The 17240-nt window shown below is 72.1% G+C and carries 10 protein-coding genes; 6 read left to right on the forward strand and 4 right to left on the reverse strand.

Annotation, left to right across the window (positions count from 1 at the left end):
- Positions 1-78 precede the first annotated feature (78 nt).
- Together QZ433_RS03225 and QZ433_RS03230 are read left to right on the forward strand one after the other, a co-directional pair.
- Positions 79-1476, forward strand: a complete 1398-nt coding sequence (locus tag QZ433_RS03225; protein ID WP_295779984.1) for a DUF6421 family protein — start codon at positions 79-81, stop codon at positions 1474-1476.
- 79 nt (positions 1477-1555) lie between these two features.
- The gene (locus QZ433_RS03230; RefSeq protein WP_295779985.1) at positions 1556-2254 is read left to right on the forward strand and encodes an SDR family NAD(P)-dependent oxidoreductase; all 699 of its coding nucleotides are present in this window, start codon (positions 1556-1558) and stop codon (positions 2252-2254) included.
- Here the strand turns inward: QZ433_RS03230 and QZ433_RS03235 are convergent.
- Together QZ433_RS03235 and QZ433_RS03240 are read right to left on the reverse strand one after the other, a co-directional pair.
- Positions 2177-3718 carry an MFS transporter gene (locus tag QZ433_RS03235; protein ID WP_295779986.1) on the reverse strand — a complete coding sequence of 514 codons (1542 nt, stop codon included), beginning with the start codon at positions 3716-3718 and terminating at the stop codon, positions 2177-2179. The genes QZ433_RS03230 and QZ433_RS03235 overlap by 78 nt on opposite strands.
- 80 nt (positions 3719-3798) lie before the next feature.
- Positions 3799-6984 (reverse strand): DEAD/DEAH box helicase, encoded by a 3186-nt coding sequence (locus QZ433_RS03240; RefSeq protein WP_295779987.1) that lies wholly within the window; start codon positions 6982-6984, stop codon positions 3799-3801.
- A gap of 119 nt (positions 6985-7103) precedes the next feature.
- On the opposite strand from QZ433_RS03240, the gene QZ433_RS03245 reads away from it, so the two are divergent.
- Entirely contained in the window at positions 7104-8171 is a 1068-nt protein-coding gene (locus QZ433_RS03245; protein WP_295779988.1) for a low specificity L-threonine aldolase, read from the forward strand.
- Positions 8172-8243: 72 nt separating this feature from the next.
- Here the strand turns inward: QZ433_RS03245 and QZ433_RS03250 are convergent, their stop codons facing one another.
- Together QZ433_RS03250 and QZ433_RS03255 are read right to left on the reverse strand one after the other, a co-directional pair.
- Positions 8244-10166: a M3 family metallopeptidase gene (locus tag QZ433_RS03250; protein WP_295779989.1), complete on the reverse strand. Its 1923-nt coding sequence runs from the start codon at positions 10164-10166 to the stop codon at positions 8244-8246.
- An 83-nt stretch (positions 10167-10249) separates the two neighbouring features.
- The gene (locus tag QZ433_RS03255) at positions 10250-10864 is read right to left on the reverse strand and encodes an NUDIX hydrolase family protein (RefSeq protein WP_295779990.1); all 615 of its coding nucleotides are present in this window, start codon (positions 10862-10864) and stop codon (positions 10250-10252) included.
- A gap of 120 nt (positions 10865-10984) precedes the next feature.
- On the opposite strand from QZ433_RS03255, the gene QZ433_RS03260 reads away from it, so the two are divergent.
- The 3 genes from QZ433_RS03260 to QZ433_RS03270 all read left to right on the forward strand — a co-directional run.
- On the forward strand, positions 10985-11653 hold the full coding sequence (locus tag QZ433_RS03260; RefSeq protein ID WP_295779991.1) for an alpha/beta fold hydrolase: 669 nt from the start codon (positions 10985-10987) through the stop codon (positions 11651-11653).
- Positions 11654-11713: 60 nt separating this feature from the next.
- Positions 11714-16390: an ATP-dependent helicase gene (locus QZ433_RS03265; RefSeq protein WP_295779992.1), complete on the forward strand. Its 4677-nt coding sequence runs from the start codon at positions 11714-11716 to the stop codon at positions 16388-16390.
- Positions 16391-16476: 86 nt separating this feature from the next.
- Positions 16477-17240, forward strand: a 764-nt coding sequence (locus QZ433_RS03270; protein WP_295779993.1) for a DNA-formamidopyrimidine glycosylase family protein, incomplete at its 3' end; no start/stop codon positions are given.

The following is a 17240-nucleotide window of genomic DNA, read 5'->3' on the forward strand; positions in this document are numbered from 1 at the left end:
GAGACTGGCGGCTCTCGTAAGTTTTCCGTTAGCATCGCGTATCAGCAGGAATATTTTCAGCTTCGATCGGAGGATGCCATGACCACCGCGACGACCATCCGCGCCGCCCACGATCTGCTCGACGGCCGCGGCGCCGACGAGGCCGAGCTCACCCCCGCCTGGGCCCAGCTCAAGGCCGCCGCCACCGCCCTCCACTCCCTGCAGGCCAAGGATGGCTCGATCGGCGACACCGCCGCGGCCGCCGGTCCGATCGCCGAGATCATCGAGGCCATCGACGCCCTCGCACCGCTCTTCCCCCACGACGCGGCGTACCTCGCCGCGTCGGTCGCCGACTTCCGCCGCTGGAGCGCCGAGGGCCTGGGCGTCCCCGACTTCTTGGACTCGCTCGTCGCCTTCCAGCCGCAGGAGCACCGGGTCGACGGCATCCGTCACCTCGTCGTGTTTCCGATGTACACGCAGAACGGCTCCAGCGAGCGGCACGTCGAAGCCGTGCTGGTCGAGGCGATCTGGCCCGACTTCATCGCCCGACTCGAGACCGAATACACCAACCGCCTGTTCGTCTCGCTGCGCCTGATCGACTTCACCTCGGGCTACGACACCAACTCCGCGGTGCTCTTTCCCGAGACCGTCGCGATGCGCGAGATCCCCACGTTCACGTGGGGCGCGATCTTCCAGGACCGCGAGGCCGCGCGCTACCGCCGCGTCACCGCCGCTGCCGCCGAGATCACCAAGCTCGAGCTGCCCGCCGCCGCCGCCCGCATGCTCGACGACCAGGCACTGACCGAGCAGACGTTCGTCATGTGGGACCTCATCCACGACCGCACCCACATGCGCGGCGACCTGCCGTTCGACCCGTTCATGATCAAGCAGCGGATGCCGTTCTTCCTCTACTCGCTCGAGGAACTGCGCTGCGACCTGACCGCGTTCCGCGAGTGCGTGTCGCTGCAGACGCGACTGTCGGCGCGCGACGACCTCGACGACGCCGAGCGTGCGATGCTCCAGCACGCCGAGCTCGTGCAGTACGCGGTGATCTTCGACCGCATCTTCCGCTTCGCCATCACGGGTTCGCGCGTGCGCAACTACGACGGGCTGGGAGGACAGCTGCTGTTCGCGTGGCTGCACCAGCGCCGCGTCCTGCACTGGACCGACACCTCGCTCGCGTTCGACTGGGACGAGGTGCCCGCCGCGGTCGTCGCCCTGGCCGACGCGATCGACGAGCTCTACTGGCGCTCCATCGACCGGCCCAAGACCGCCCACTGGCTCGCCGCGTACGACCTCGTGCGCGCGGTCGTCACGCCGCACCCCGCCTCGATGTGGGCGCGCGGCCTGCCGGACGAGGTGCTCGCGGGCCTGCCGAAGGGCTACACCGACGCGGTGCTAGACGACGAGTTCCCGCTGTCGATGTTCTTCGAGGCGCTCGAGAAGAAGATGCGCCCCGTGATCGCCTCGACCGCGGGGATCCGCGGGTCGGACTGACACGTCGCGTCGGCGGGACGCCGGGCGCCGCGTGGTGGCGCCGGCCCCCTTCGCTTCGCTTCGGAAAGGGCGGATCTCGATGGATGCCGACACGGCGACCGGTGAGCTCGTGAGCGGTCGCCTGGTGCTCCTCGCCGGCGGGACCAGCGCCGCAGGGCGGGCGTGCGCCCGCGCGCTGCTCGACGCGGGCGCGAGGGTGGTGATCGTCGGCTCGGACGCGGACCGTCTCGCCGCCGTCGCAACCGCGCTGCCCGGCGCGGCCGTCGAGCGGTGCGACCTGACCGACGAACAAGCGGTGGCGGCGTTGCGCGAGCGCGTGCACACCACCCACGGCGCGGTCGACGGAGTGCTGCACCTGGTCGGCGGGTGGCGCGGGGGCGGCGGACTCGCCGGGCAGAGCGACGCGGACTTCGCCTTTCTCGCGCGCGGGCTCACCGCGCTGCGTCACGTCAGCCGGGCCTTCGACGACGACGTGCGCACCTCGGACGCCGGGCGCCTCGCGATCGTCTCGTCGACGGCGGTCGCTCGTCCCCTCGCGGGGGGCGCCAACTACGCGGCGGTCAAGGCGGCGAGCGAGGCCTGGGTGCGCGCCGTCGGCCAGGGCTACGCCAAGGCGGCCCGGGACGGCGGTCGGGAGGCCACGGCGGCCGCCGTCATCTTCCGCGTCCGCAGCCTGGAGGGACTCGAGGACGCCCTCGCCTCAGCGTTCGTCGGGCTGTGGGACGACACCGCCGTGGCTCTCAGCGACGTCATCGTCGAGCTGGCCGCCGGGGCGTGAGGTCATCGTGAGCTGCTCGCCGGGGTCTCTCGGCGTCGGGAACTCTTCGACGGGTCCTGGCTCGGATGCGGCCGGCCGCGGTCCGGGATCGGCCGTCCGATACTGCGTCGACAGGATGCGATAGGACCGCGTCGTGAACGCCAGCGCGGCGACCACGATCATCACGATGCCCGCCCCCAGGAAGACGAGCGCGATACCGCGCGACTGCCCCTCGCCGAGCAGCCACCCCCAGGTGGCGCGTCCGTCGCCGTCGTTCATGTACGGGATGATCAGAAATTGCGCGATGGGCGCGATCAGGAAGGACGTCACGGGGGCGGCGGCCGACTCGAAAGCCGCGGCGAAGCCGAAGACGCGCCCCTGCGTCTCGTAGGGGACCACCTTCTGGATGACGGTCTGCTCCGCCGCCTCGACCGGCGGGATGAGCGCCATGTACATCCAGATGCCCAGACCGTAGAGCCACCACCACTCGCGCAGGGTGAAGACGGCGCCGAGCGCCCCCATGGCGATGACGATCCACAGCATCGTGCGGATCGGGTTCCGTCCGAGCCCGAAACGGGCGACGAGGCCGCCGCCGATGATGAATCCGGTGGCGCTGATCGCCAGCACGATCCCCCAGATCTCGGCGTCGTAGACACGGCCGTCGATCTCGATGCGGAAGAGTTCGAGGCCGTAGGGGTCCATCAGCGCCATGTAGACGCCGCCGATGAGGTTGTTGAACGTCGAGAACACGATGAGGGCGAACAGCCCCCGGGCGGCGCGCACCGCGCGCACGGCGCCCCGCAGGTCGACGAGCGGCGTGCCGTCCGTCGCCGCCGAGGGGCGCTTCTCCGGGATCCGGATCGTCAGCAGGTGGACGAGGGCGACGAGAGTGAGCACGATGGCGATCGCCAGCGTCCACCCCATGCCGAGGAAACCCACGGACAGACCGCTGAAGACGCTGGTGACGACGAACGCGAGGCCCTGCACGGTGCCGACGAGCCCGTTGGCGTTCGCATGTCGTTCGACCGGCACGAGCAGGGTGACGGTGGTCGAGAGGGCGATGTTGCGCAGGTTCTCGATCACGGCGCCCCCGAGGACGATCCCCGAGAACAGCCAGAACCAGGGCGCGCCCAGGTCGAGCAAGGCGGCCTCGGGCAGCGCGAGCCACAGAGCGCCCGCCAGCACGAAGGCGATCAGGGTGACGACGCCCGACACGATCATGACGCGGTGCTTGCGGTGGCGATCGACGAGCGACCCGAAGACCATCGCGAAGACGGCGAGCAGAAGCATGTACGCTCCGCCGACGATGCCGGTGGCGAGGACGGATCGCGTTTCGAGGTACACCCAGAACGTGAGCGCGAACCACAGGAAGCTCGTGGTCACGTTGGCGGCGGCGGTGTTGACCAGGACCGCGAGGAACGTGCGACGTCCGTTCGCCGGCGGCGACACCGCCACCCCCGCGCTCATCGACGTTTCGCCCGACATGAACGTCACGCTAGACCGGACCTCCGACATCGGCCAGCCCCCCGTCGGGGCGGACCGCTCACCCCGGCGGGGCGGGCGGTTCAGTCGATGAGTCCCCGGATGTCGGCCGCGGTGAGCCGGGGGCCCCCGGTGAAATCCCCCGCCTCGCCGCCGTCGAGCACGCGAGAGAACAGCTCCGCCTTGGACTCGCGCAGCGCGATGACCTTCTGCTCGACCGTGTCGGCGGCGACGAGTCGATAGACGATCACGGGCCGGGTCTGTCCGATGCGGTGGGCGCGGTCGATGGCCTGGGCTTCGACCGCGGGATTCCACCACGGGTCGAGCAGCACGACGTAATCGGCCTCGACCAGGTTGAGACCGACCCCGCCGGCCTTGAGCGAGACGAAGAACGCGGGGTCGTCGCCGTCGCGGAAACGGTCGATCTCGTCCTGCCGGTTCGTCGTGGTGCCGTCGAGGTAGCCGGAGCGGATGCCCTCTTGGGCGCAGCGGTCCCGGGCGGCGCGCAAGAAGCGGGTGAACTGGCTCAGAACGAGGACGCGGTGCCCCTCGGCCGCGGCCTCGACGAGCAGTTCGGCGAGGGCGTCGAGCTTGGCCGACGGCGCCTCGCCCTCGTCGACGAGGGCGGGGTCCAACGCGAGCTGACGCAGCATCGTCAGCGAGCGGAAGATCGCGAACCGGTTGGCGTCGGCGTCGTCCAGCAGACCCAGCAGTCGCTGCCGCTCGCGATGGAACCGCCGGTCGTAGAGCTTGCGATGCGTCGGGTGCAGGGTGACCTCGAGGATCGTCTCCTGCTTCGGGGGCAGCTCCGAGGCGACGAGCTCTTTGGTCCGCCGTAGCAGGAACGGCCGGATGCGTCGCCGCAGCAGATCCAGGCGCGCGACGTCGCCGTTCTTCTCGATCGGAGTGCGGTACAGCGCGGTGAACGCCTCGCGGGTGCCGAGCAGACCGGGAGCGACGAGGGACACCAACGACCACAGCTCGAGCAGGTTGTTCTCCATCGGCGTGCCCGTGATGACCAGGCGGAAGGGCGCCGGGAGCGACCGCGCGGCCCGATAGCCGCGCGAGGCGGGGTTCTTGATCTGCTGCGCCTCGTCGAGAACCAGGCCCGACCACTCGACGTCGGCGTACTGCTCCTGCTCGAGGCGCAGGAGCGCGTAGCTCGTCACGACGACGTTCGCCCCCTCGACCGCGGCGGCGATCGTCGTGCCGCGTCGACTCTGGGTGGCGCTCACCGTCACCACCCGCAGGTCGGGGGCGAACTGGGCGCACTCTCGCGCCCAGTTGCCGACCACACTCGTGGGGGCGACGATGAGGAACGGCGCCGTGTCGGCGTCGGACTCGACGGCCGCCTGCATCATCGCGATGGTCTGCACCGTCTTGCCGAGTCCCATGTCGTCGGCGAGGATGCCGCCGAGCCCGTGGACGCGCAGGAAGTGCAGCCAGTCCAGACCGACGCGCTGATAGTCGCGCAGGGTCGCGCGCAAGCCCGACGGAGGCGGGACCGGGACGATGGCCGCGTCGTCGGTCAAGCCGCGCACGCGCAACCACCACTCGGCCTCGTTCGCGGCGAGCAGCCCCATCTCGGTGAGTTCGTCCCAGAGCCCCACGTTGTACCGGTTGATCCGCAGGGCGGACTCGGGGCGATCGACGAGGGCGCGCGCCTCGTCGATCACCAGTCGCAACCGATCGAACTCCGGGGTGTCCAGACGCACGTACGAGCCGTCGCCGAGGAAGAGCACGCGGTCGCCCGCCGCGAGGGCGGTGTAGAGGGCGGCGGCGTCGACCTCTCGCTCGCCCACCGTCACCCGCGCGTGCAGGTCGAACCAGTCGCTGCCGTCGTCGCCGCCGGTGTGCAGGTGCACGCTCGGGGCGTCGACCGCCGCGCGGAAGGGGCTGTCGACGCCGGTCACCCGGACCACCACGTGGTCGAGCGCCCGCAGCGCCGGAACGCCCTCGGCCAGCAGGATCGCCGCCTCGGCGGGGCCGAGTCGCCGGGGAGGTGTCGACCCCGACGCGGACGGCTGAGGCACCTCGACGCCCAGCGACTGCGCCGCGGTCGCGACCTGGGCGAGCACGCCCGCCTCGTGGGCGGCGTCCCGCCGGCCCCGTGCAGCCGACCGGTCCCACCGCACCGAGACCGTCGTGGCTTCGCTCGCATGGTCGATCGTGATCTCGAGGATCGGCACCGGCACGGGCGGCAGAACGACCGTGCCCCGCGGCGACACGACGGGGGCGTCGAGCTGGAGTCGCGGGAGGTACTCGCGCAGGAACGTCTCGCTGCCCCCGTCGTCGATCGTGAGAGCCGCGGTGCGCGCGAGCAGGCCACGGACGGGACCGGTCACCGGCTCGGCGAGGCGCACGAGGGTGATGCGCTCGTCGTCGCCGTCGCGGTCGGCGACATAGGCCACGGCGACGGCGGGGTCTCCCACCACCCACGCCGGGGAGGAGGTGAGCTCGTCGTCGAGGCCGGCGGCGATGCCGTTCACGTGCAGGGCGGATCCGCGGCGGTCGACCGCGACGGCCGCGACGCCCGCCTCGGCGGGGATGTGGACGGGATGGTGGGCGCCGGACCCCGACACGATCGGAACCCCCGCGGCCGAGACCGTCTCGAGCTGCAGCCAGAGCGCATGCGGGGGGACGGCCGCGAGCGGCATCCATTCGTCCGAGAGGAAGGCGCCGTTGCCGGAGCGCCCGATGCGCCCCAGGCTGTCGAGCGCCGCGCGGGCGCGCGGCTCGGCGGGCAGGGCCGCGACCTGGGACCAACCGGCGCGTCCTTTGATCCAGGTGCCGCGCGAACCGCGCATGCCCGGGCGGGCGGTGAGGGTGAGTGCGGTGCTGCGCCCGTGTCCCCCGCCTCGACGCACGGACAGGAAGAGACACAGATCGACCGGCGGCTCGTCGACGACCGATGGGGACTGCGCCAGCAGCTCGTCGAGCGACCGCTGCCACTCGGGCTTGGGCGGGCGGCCCGCCGAGATCATGCGGTCGAACAGCACGATGGCCGTGGCGCACGAGTGCTCGCACTCCGGTCCGCGGCCGCACGAGCACCACCCCGACAGCCGGGAGAGGTCGTCGCGCACGCGCAGCTCGAGGTGCTCATAGCCCGCGGCGCCGAACGACTGGGCCGACACGACCAGGACGCCGTCGAACGCCTTGACCTCGCCCACCTCGACCGAGCCGTAGACCAGCAGCCGATCGGCGCGCGCCATGGCTCCCGCCGAGAAGATCTCGTCGGCGATGCTGATCGCTTCGGGGTCGAGGTGCATCCCCTCATTCTCGCCGCGCCCACCGACACCCGGCGGCGCAACGGCCTCGCTCGGGGAGGAGGGCCGAGGACGTGCGGGTGGGGAGGAGCCGTGCCCTCGCCGATCGTTACGCTGGACGGGTGACATCCCTCCATGACGCGTCGGTGCGCGGTTTCGCGTCCGACAACTATTCCGGCATCCACCCCGACGTCCTCGCCGCGATCGCCGCCGCCAACGAAGGCCACCAGGTCGCGTACGGCGAAGACGTCTACACCGCCCGCCTGCAGGAGCTCTTCGTCTCGCTGCTCGGCGAGGGCGTCGAGGCCTATCCGGTCTTCAACGGCACCGGCGCGAACGTCGTCGGGCTGCAGTCGATGCTCCCCCGCTGGGGGGCCGTGATCTCGGCATCCACCGCGCACATCAATGTCGACGAGGGCGGAGCGCCCGAGCGCGTGGGCGGCATCAAGCTGCTGACCGTGCCCACCGACGACGGCAAGCTCACCCCCGAACTGGTCGATCGCGAGGCGTGGGGCTGGGGCGACGAGCACCGCGCGCAGCCGCTGGTGGTGTCGATCACCCAGTCCACCGAGCTCGGCACGCTTTACAGCGTCGACGAGATCCGCGAGCTCGCGGCGCACGCGCACGGACACGGCATGCGCCTGCACATGGACGGCGCGCGCATCTCCAATGCCGCCGCCGCCCTCGATGTGCCACTTCGGGCGTTCACCCGCGACGCCGGCGTCGACGTGCTCAGCTTCGGCGGCACCAAGAACGGCGCCATGATCGGCGAGGCGATCGTCGTGCTCGATCCCGAGGCCTCGACCGGCCTGACGTACCTGCGCAAGCTCGACATGCAGCTGTCGAGCAAGATGCGCTTCGTCTCGGCGCAGCTGGTCGCCCTGCTCGAGGACGACCTGTGGCTGAAGAACGCCCGGCACTCCAACGCCATGGCGCAACGCCTGCGCGCGGGCGTCGAGGCGGGCCTCGCGGACGGATCGATCCAGGGCGTCGAGTTCACCCAGCCCACGCAGGCGAACGGCGTCTTCGCGACCCTCCCGGTCGGCGTCGCCGATCGCCTGCGTCAGAGCTTCCGCTTCTACGACTGGGACGAGCTGCGCCGCGAGGTGCGGTGGATGTGCTCGTTCGACACCACGGAGTCCGACATCGACGCGTTCGTCGCGGCGATCGCGCGCGAGACGACCGCCTGACCCGGCCCCGGGGGGCGAGGGCGGCACCGAGGGCCGCGGTATCCGGGGACGGATGCCGCGGCCCTCGTCGTTTCACTCCCCCGCGAGCCAGCGGCGGTAGGCGTCGAACGTGCTCTCGCGACCGAGGAACGACCGGACCAGGTCACGTGCGTCACGGGTGCCGCCGGGCTCGAGGATCTCGCGGCGGTACCGGGTGGCCGTGTCGGCGTCGAAGAGGTCGTTAGCGAAGGCGGAGAGCAGGTCGCGGGCGATCACAAGGCTCCACTGGTAGGTGTAGTAGCACGCACCGTAGCCCGTCAGGTGGCCGAATCCGGCGTAGGAGTGCGCGCCGTCGAGGGGCGTGATCGGACTGGCGGCGCGATAGTAGCCGTCGACCGCCTCACGCAGATCGGCGGGGCGCTCGACGTGCAGACGGTACGAGGTGGTCGCGTGGCCGAGCTGGCGCGTGACCTCGAGCGCGCGCCCGAAGGCGTCGGCAGTGCGCATGCGCGCGACGAGGTCGGCGGGGATGGGCTCGCCGTCGTCGTCACGGGCGAAGGATGCCAGGGCCTCGGCATCCCACGCCCATTCCTCGAGCAGCTGGCTGGGGGCTTCGACGAAGTCCCACTCGGTGGCCACGCCCGTCCAACGCGCCCACTTCTGATGTCCGCCGAGGATGTCGTGGACGAGGTGCCCGAACTCGTGGAAGAACGTCACGACCTCGTCGTGCTCGAGCAGGCCGCGCGAGAAGTTGCACAGCAGCACAGACTCGGGAAGAGCGCGTCCGGCGATGCCGGGCGCGAGCCCGAAGCAGGCCGCGTGGTTGTACTTGCCGTCGCGCGGGTGGAGGTCGAGGTGGATGCGCCCGAGGCGCTCGCCCCGGCGCACCACGTCGTAGGTGCGCACGTCGTCGTGCCACGAGGGCGCGGCGACCGGGACGTACTCGACGTCGAGCAGACGGCCCGTGGTGGCGAGCACACCGTCGAGCACACGGTCGAACCGGAAATAGGAGCGCACGAGCTGCGCGTCCACGTCGTACTCCTCGCGCTTGAGGGCGCCCAGGACGTACCAGAAGTCGGCGATCGTGACGGCCGCGGCGTCGGGGTCGTCGCGCTGCAGGCGCGCGAGGACGCGGTCGTACTCCGCGGACGCCGCCGGGCCCACCGCCGCGGCCACCTGATCGAGGAACGAGGCGACCGCGGCACTGGAGCCGATCATGCGCGTCTCGGTCTCGTAATCGGCCCAGTCGCCGTAGCCGAGCAGCGCCGCCCGCTCTGCACGGACGGCCAGGAGTTCGGCGAGGACCGCCTCGTTCTCGGGCCAGGCCAGGTCGTTGTACGCGCCGACGAGGGCGTGCCGCACCGCGCGGTCGCTCGCGTACTCGCGGACCGGCATGAGGTCGGTGTACTCGGTGGTGAGAGTGACCATGCCCTCGGCGTCGGCGGGGTGCGCGTCGAGGAAGTCGGCCGGCAGACCCCCGAGCGACGACGCCGGGACCCGGATCTCGCGGCGCCCCTCGCGGATGTTGCGTGAGAAGGTCAGCGACAGGGTGGTATCGCGCTCGGCGAGCTCCCGCACGCGCTCGCGCTCGGCGTCGGAGAGGTCGACGCCGCCGCGCCGGAAGTCGCGACGCACCTGAGCGAGGAGCCGCTGCTCGTCCGCGTCGAGTGCAGCGTCGTCGGCGTCGGAGAAGACGGCCCAGAGCGCCGTGTCGAGCAGTCGGCGCGACTGCACCGCGTCGACGAGCTGCGCCTGCTTCTCGGCCGCGTCGCGCACGCCCTCGTCGGGGTGGGATTCGCTGAGCAGGTGCGACGGGGCGGCAGCCTCGGCGAGCGCGATGTCGGCCTCGTTCCACAGGGAGAGGCGCTCGCGCAGCGTCAGCTCGGTCTCGGAGATGAGACGCAGGTCGATCGCGGTGACGCGGTCGAGCAGGTCGCGGGGCCGTTCGTCGGCGAACGCGCGCCACCCGTCGAGGTCGCGGGGCAGGGTCAGGGGTTCCAGGGGAGAATCCGGCATCCTCCGACCCTAGGCAGGGGGTGCGACAGCGGGCAATGCCCCCGTCGCCGGCCCACGGGTGCGTAACGGCTGGGGAGGACCCGTCAGCGCAAGGCGCCGACCGAGGCCAGGGCGAGACGGATCAGGGTGCCGCGGCCGCCCTCCATCTCGTCGGAGAGGGCATCGGATGCCGCCTCCTGCGGCGACAACCAGGTCACCTCGAGGGCGTCCTGGCGCGGCTCGCACGTCCCCGTGACGGGCACGACGTACGCGAGCGAGACCGCGTGCTGACGATCGTCGTGGAAGGCGCTGACCCCGGGAAGGGGGAAGTACTCGGCCACCGTGAAGGGCGTCGGCTGGGGCGGCAGCAGCGGGAACGCCATGGGCCCGAGGTCGTTCTCGAGGTGACGGAACAGGGCGTCGCGGACGGTCTCGCCGTAGCGCACGCGGCCCGAGACGAGGGTGCGCGTCATCTCGCCCAGCGGAGTGGCGCGCAGCAGGATGCCGACCTGCGTCACCGCTCCCATGCCATCGGTGCGCACCGGCAGCGCCTCGACGTAGAGCATCGGCAGGCGACGGCGCGCCTCCGCCAGCTCGACCTCGCTGAGCCACCCCGGGTTGGGGTTGGGGCCGGGCTGCGCGCCCGAGAACGAGGCCGACAGCGACTCGCGCTCGTCGCCGTTGTCGCCGGGATCGGGGTCGGGTGTGCGCACGGGCATGCTCCTTGTATACCAACGTCTGCCCCGGATGCCGCGCGCACCTCCCGCAATGCGTGAGCGCGGCGTGGGCGGATCATGCGAACCGACGCCGATGTCGGAGGGCTTTGCGACAATGTCGGCATGAGCGCGCATCCGTCCCTCGACCCGTCCGTCGTGCGCTGGTCGGTGCCGCCGAGCGAGCGCGGCGATCGTCCGGTGCTGGTACTGCTGCACGGCTACGGCTCCGACGAACACGACCTGTTCGGTCTCGTGCCGTACCTTCCCGAGCGCTTCGCGATCGCGAGCGTGCGCGCCCCCCTCGCCCCGCCGTGGCCCATGCCGGGGGCGTCGTGGTACCCGATCGAGGGTCTGGACGGTCGCGACCCCGACGCCGTCACGGCAGCCGCCCACGCGGTGCTGTCCTGGGTGCAGGATGCCGTGGGCCCCGCGCCCGTGGGACTGCTCGGCTTCTCGCAGGGCGGCGCGGTCGCGCTGCAGACCCTCCGCGTCGCCCCGGCGGCCGTGGCGTTCACCGTCGTCCTGGCCGGCTACGCCGCGGGCGGGGAGCTGCCCGGCGACGCCGTTCTGGCCGCGGAGCGCCCCCCGGTGTTCTGGGGCCGCGGCGCCGCGGACGACGTCATCCCCGCCGCTCTGGTCGATGCGACGGCCCAGTGGCTGCCCGCGCACAGCGAGCTGAGCGGACGCGTGTACCCGGGGCTGACCCACTCGATCTCTCAGGACGAGCTGGACGACGTGCGCGCGTTCCTCGACGTCCGACTCGAGGATCTCGACGCGCGCACGCACGCCTGATCGCGGCGGGCGAACGTCAACCCGCGGCCCGATGTCGGAGGTCCGGGAGAGGATGTCGACATGGCCGACGTGCTGCAGAAGTTCGGTCCTGCGACGCAGGACTGGTTCCGCGGCGCGTTCTCCGCGCCGACGAACGCGCAGAAGGGCGCGTGGGAGTCCGTCTCGTCGGGCCGCAACGCCCTCGTCGTCGCCCCGACCGGTTCGGGAAAGACCCTGTCGGCGTTCCTGTTCGCGATCGATCGCGTGTTCCGCGAGAAAGGGCCCGAGGTCGTGCAGGCCGCGCCGAAGAGACGCGGCACGCGGGCGACCTCCGCCAAGGCACCCGCACCGAACACGCGCATCCTGTACATCTCGCCGCTGAAGGCCCTCGGCGTCGACGTCGAGCGCAACCTGCGCTCTCCGCTCGTCGGCATCGGTCAGTCGGCACGGCGACTCGGCATCGACGTCCCGAACGTCACGGTGGGCGTGCGCTCGGGCGACACCAGCTCGAGCGATCGGCGCAAGCTCGTCACCGATCCGCCCGACATCCTCATCACGACACCCGAATCGCTGTATCTGATGCTGACCAGTCAGGCGGCCGAGACGCTGCGCGGCGTGCACACGGTCATCATCGACGAGGTGCACGCGGTGGCCGCCACCAAGCGCGGCGCGCACCTGGCCGTCAGCCTCGAGCGACTCGACGCCCTGCTGGACAGCCCCGCCCAACGCATCGGCCTGTCGGCCACGGTCCGGCCCATCGACGAGGTCGCCCGCTTCCTCGGCGGGTCGCAGCCCGTCGACATCGTCGCCCCGAAGGCGACCAAGGCCTTCGATCTGTCGGTCGTCGTCCCGGTCGACGACATGCTCAACCCTCCCCCGCCGCCCGGCTCGCCCGCTCCCGACGAGGCCGGCGACGGCGAGTGGTTCTCGGAGCGACCCGAGAGCACCGAGATGGCGGGATCGGTGTGGCCGCACGTCGAAGAGGCGATCGTCGATCGCATCCTTCAGCGCCGCTCCACGATCGTGTTCGCGAACTCGCGGCGCCTCGCCGAGCGCCTGACGGGTCGCCTCAACGAGATCTACGCCGAACGCGTGGGCATCGACGTGCCCGAGCCGACGGTGCCCGCGGGCATCATGGCGCAAGCCGGGGCCTCGGCGGGCGTCGCGGCGATCCTGGCGAAGGCGCACCACGGCTCGGTGTCGAAGGAGCAGCGCGCCCAGGTCGAGGACGAGCTCAAGTCGGGGCTCCTCCGCTGCGTGGTCGCGACGAGCAGTCTCGAGCTCGGCATCGACATGGGCTCGGTCGATCTGGTCATCCAGGTCGAGTCGCCGCCGAGCGCGGCCTCGGGGCTGCAGCGCGTCGGACGCGCGGGGCACCAGGTCGGCGAGGTCAGCCGCGCGGCCCTGTTCCCCAAGCACCGCAGCGACGTCCTGCACACCGCGGTCGTCACCGAGCGCATGCTCGCGGGCCGCATCGAGGCCATCTCGGTGCCGCAGAACCCGCTCGACATCCTGGCCCAGCAGACCGTGGCGGCATCGGCGCTGGGGGCGATCGACGTCGAGGAGTGGTTCGAGACGGTCAAGCGCAGCGCGCCCTTCCGCTCCCTCCCCCGCTCGGCGTACGAGGCGACCCTCGACCTGCTCGCCGGCCGCTACCCCTCCGACGAGTTCGCCGAACTGCGTCCGCGCCTGGTGTGGGATCGCGACGCCGGGACGCTCACCGGTCGCCCCGGCGCCCAGCGCGTCGCGGTCACCAGCGGCGGCACCATTCCCGACCGCGGGCTGTTCGGCGTCTTCGTCGCGGGCGAATCGCAGAACGCGCGCGTCGGCGAGCTCGACGAAGAGATGGTCTACGAATCCCGCGTCAACGACGTGTTCACCCTCGGCACCACCAGTTGGCGCATCGTCGAGATCACCCACGATCGGGTCAACGTCGTCCCCGCGTTCGGTCAGCCGGGCAAACTCCCCTTCTGGCACGGCGACGGCATCGGCCGCCCGGCCGAGCTCGGCGAGGCGCTGGGCAAGTTCTCGCGCGATCTGGCGGGCGCCGACCGCGCCAAGGCCGAGGAACGGCTGCGCGAGTCCGGACTGGACGACAACGCGATCACCAATCTGCTGGCCTATCTGGCCGAGCAGCGCGAAGCGACGGGCAGCCTGCCCACCGACAAGACCCTCACGGTCGAGCGCAGCCGCGACGAGGTCGGCGACTGGCGCATCATCCTGCACTCGCCCTACGGCATGCAGGTGCACTCCCCGTGGGCCCTGGCCGTCAACGCCCGCATCCGCGAGCGGCTCGGCGTCGAGGGCGCCGCGGTCGCCAGTGACGACGGCATCATCGCGCGCGTGCCCGACGCCGCGGCCGAGCCGCCCGGCGCCGACCTCTTCGTCTTCGAGCCCGACGAGCTCGAGCAGATCGTCGCCGACGAGGTCGGCGGTTCGGCCCTGTTCGCCTCGCGCTTCCGCGAGTGCGCGGCCCGCGCCCTGCTGCTGCCCCGCCTCAACCCCAACCGCCGGTCCCCGCTCTGGCAGCAGCGACAGCGCTCCGCCCAGCTGCTCGAGGTCGCGAAGCGGCATCCGGCGTTCCCGATCATCCTCGAGACGTTGCGCGAGGTGCTGCAGGACGTCTACGACCTGCCCGCCCTGCTGCGTCTGACCCGACAGATCGGCGAACGCCGCATCCGGCTCGTCGAGATCACGACCTCGCAGCCCTCTCCCTACGCCCGGGATCTGCTGTTCGGCTACGTCGGCGCGTTCATGTACGAGGGCGATTCCCCCCTCGCCGAGCGGCGGGCGGCCGCCCTGTCGGTCGATCCGGCGCTGTTGAGCGAGCTGCTCGGCAAGGTCGAGATGCGCGAGCTGCTCGACCCCGACGTCATCGCTCAGTTCGAGCGCGAGGCCCAGCGCCTCGATCCGGACCGCCGCGCGCGCGGCGTCGAGGGCGTGGCCGACCTGTTGCGCATCCTGGGTCCGCTCGACGCGGCCGAGGTGGCCGCCCGGCTCGATACCGAGGGCGACGCCCTCGCCGAGGCCGAGCAGCATCTGGCGGCCCTCGTCGACGAGCGGCGGGCGATCCGCGTCACGATCGCGGGCGTCGCGCGCACGGCGGGCATCGAAGACGCCGGGCGTCTGCGCGACGCCTTGGGCGCGGCGCTGCCCGTCGGCATCCCGAACGCCTTCCTCGAGCCCCTGGCCGATCCGCTCGGCGACCTCGTCGCGCGCTTCGCCCGCACGCACGCCCCCTTCACGACGGATGCCGTGGCCCAGCGGCTCGGCGTGGGCGTCGCGGTGGCGCGGCTCACCCTGCAGCGGCTCGAGTCGCAGGGGCGCCTGGCGAGCGGCTTCTTCCTGCCCGAGGCGTCGGGGGGAGCACGCGGCGACGACACCGAGTGGTGCGACGTCGAGGTGCTGCGCCGCTTGCGCATGCGCTCCCTCGCGGCGATCCGCGGCAGCGTCGAGCCCGTCCCGCCCGCCGCGTACGCACGCTTCCTGCCGGTGTGGCAGCATCTCGGCCGCCCCCTCGAGGGCATCGACGGGGTGCTCGCCGTGATCGAGCAGCTGGCGGGGGTGCCCATCCCCGCGAGCGCGTGGGAGTCTCTCGTGCTGCCCTCCCGCGTGGCCGACTACTCCCCCGCCCTGCTCGACGAGTTGACCGCGACGGGCGAGGTCGTGTGGTCGGGTCATGGCACGCTCCCGGGTCGAGACGGGTGGATCGCGCTGCACCCCGCAGAGGCCGCGCCTTTCACCCTTCAAGACCCCGACGATGCCGACGACCCGGCGCCCGACTCCCTGGAGGCGCGCCTGCTCGCGGCTCTCGAGGGCGGCGGCGCGTACTTCGCCGCGCAGTTGAAGCAGCTGGCCGGTGCCGAGAACGAGCAATCGGTCAACGATGCCCTGTGGGCGTTGACCTGGGCCGGGCGCGTCACCAACGACACCTTCGCCCCCGTCCGCACGCTTCTGAGCGGCGGCGGACAGTCGCATCGCGTGGCACGTCGCGCGCCGCGCGCCCGGATGTACCGCGGGGCCGCGATGCCGCGCGCCACGTCGGCGCCGCGGCCTCCCTCGCTCGGCGGGCGCTGGTCGCTCCTGCCCGCACGCGAGCCCGACCCCGCGGCCCGGGCCACGGCGACCGCGAGCCTGCTGCTCGACCGGTACGGCGTCGTCACGCGCGGGGCAGTGCAGTCCGAGGGGGTCCCCGGCGGCTTCGCGCAGGTGTACCGCATCCTCGCGGGCTTCGAAGAGGCCGGCCACTGCCGCCGCGGGTACGTGATCGAGAAGCTCGGTGCCGCGCAGTTCGCCGCCTCGGCGACCGTCGATCGTCTACGCGAGTTCGCTGCGGTCGCCGACCCGCCGCCCCTGCGCACCGTCACGCTCGCCGCCACCGACCCCGCCAACCCCTACGGGGCGGCTCTCGGCTGGCCCGCGATCGAGGGGGTCACCCATCGGCCGGGCCGCAAGGCCGGTGGGCTGGTGGTGCTGGTCGACGGCGAGCTCGCCCTCTACCTCGAGCGCGGGGGGCGCAGCGCCCTCGCCTTCACCGACGACGACGCGGTCCTTCAGGCCTCGGCGCGTCATCTGGCCGAGACGGCGCGCCGGCGCCGGCTCGACACGCTGACGGTCGAGCAGGTCAACGGCGAGTTCGTCTACGGCACCGCCGTGGGCCGCGCCTTGCGCGAGGCGGGCTTCGTCGAGTCCCCCAAGGGACTGACCCTGCGCAAGCTCACCGCCGGCGACACGCTGAGAGAGGCCGCCCGTGCGTGAGACCGCGCCGGCCCCTGCGCGCGCGCGGGAACGTGAGTCGACACCGACGCGTGAGTCCCCGCCGACCCCCGCGACGGCGGTGAGCCGTGCCTGAGGGTGACACCGTCTATCGTGCCGCGGCGAAGCTCGACGCCGCCCTCGCGGGGAAGGTCGTCACGCGCTTCGACATCCGGGTGCCGGGCAGCGCCACCGCCGACCTGCGCGGCGAGACCGTGCACGAGGTCGCCGCGCGCGGCAAGCACCTGCTGCACCGCATCGGCGGATACACCCTGCACTCGCACCTCAAGATGGAGGGGCGGTGGGACGTCTACCGCCCGGGCGAGCGATGGCGGCGCGCGGCCTTCAAGGCCCGAGCGATCGTCGGCGTGACCGGGGCCGAGGCCGTCGGCTTCGATCTCGCGATGGTCGAGGTGCTGCGCACCGTCGACGAGCACACCGTGATCGGTCACCTCGGGCCCGACCTGCTCGCCGACGACTGGGACGAGGCCGAGGCGGTACGACGGGTGGCCGCGGACACCCGTCCGGCGCACGTCGCCCTGCTGGACCAGCGCAACGTCGCGGGGTTCGGCAACGTGTACGCCAACGAGTTGCTCTTCGTGCGCGGTATCGCCCCCACCCGCCCCGCCACCGAGATCGACGCGCAGGCGACGATCGCTCTCGGCGAGCGTATGATCCGCGCGAATCTGCCCCGTCCGGAACGGACGTTCACCGGTGACAGCAGACCCGGTCGACGGTTCTGGGTCTACGGGCGCGAGGGCGCCCCCTGCCGACGATGCGGCACCCCCATCCGCGCGACGAGCCTGGGCGCCTCGGCGACGAGTGAGCGCAACGTGTACTGGTGCCCCACCTG

Source organism: uncultured Microbacterium sp., from assembly GCF_913776565.1.
GTDB lineage: Bacteria > Actinomycetota > Actinomycetes > Actinomycetales > Microbacteriaceae > Microbacterium.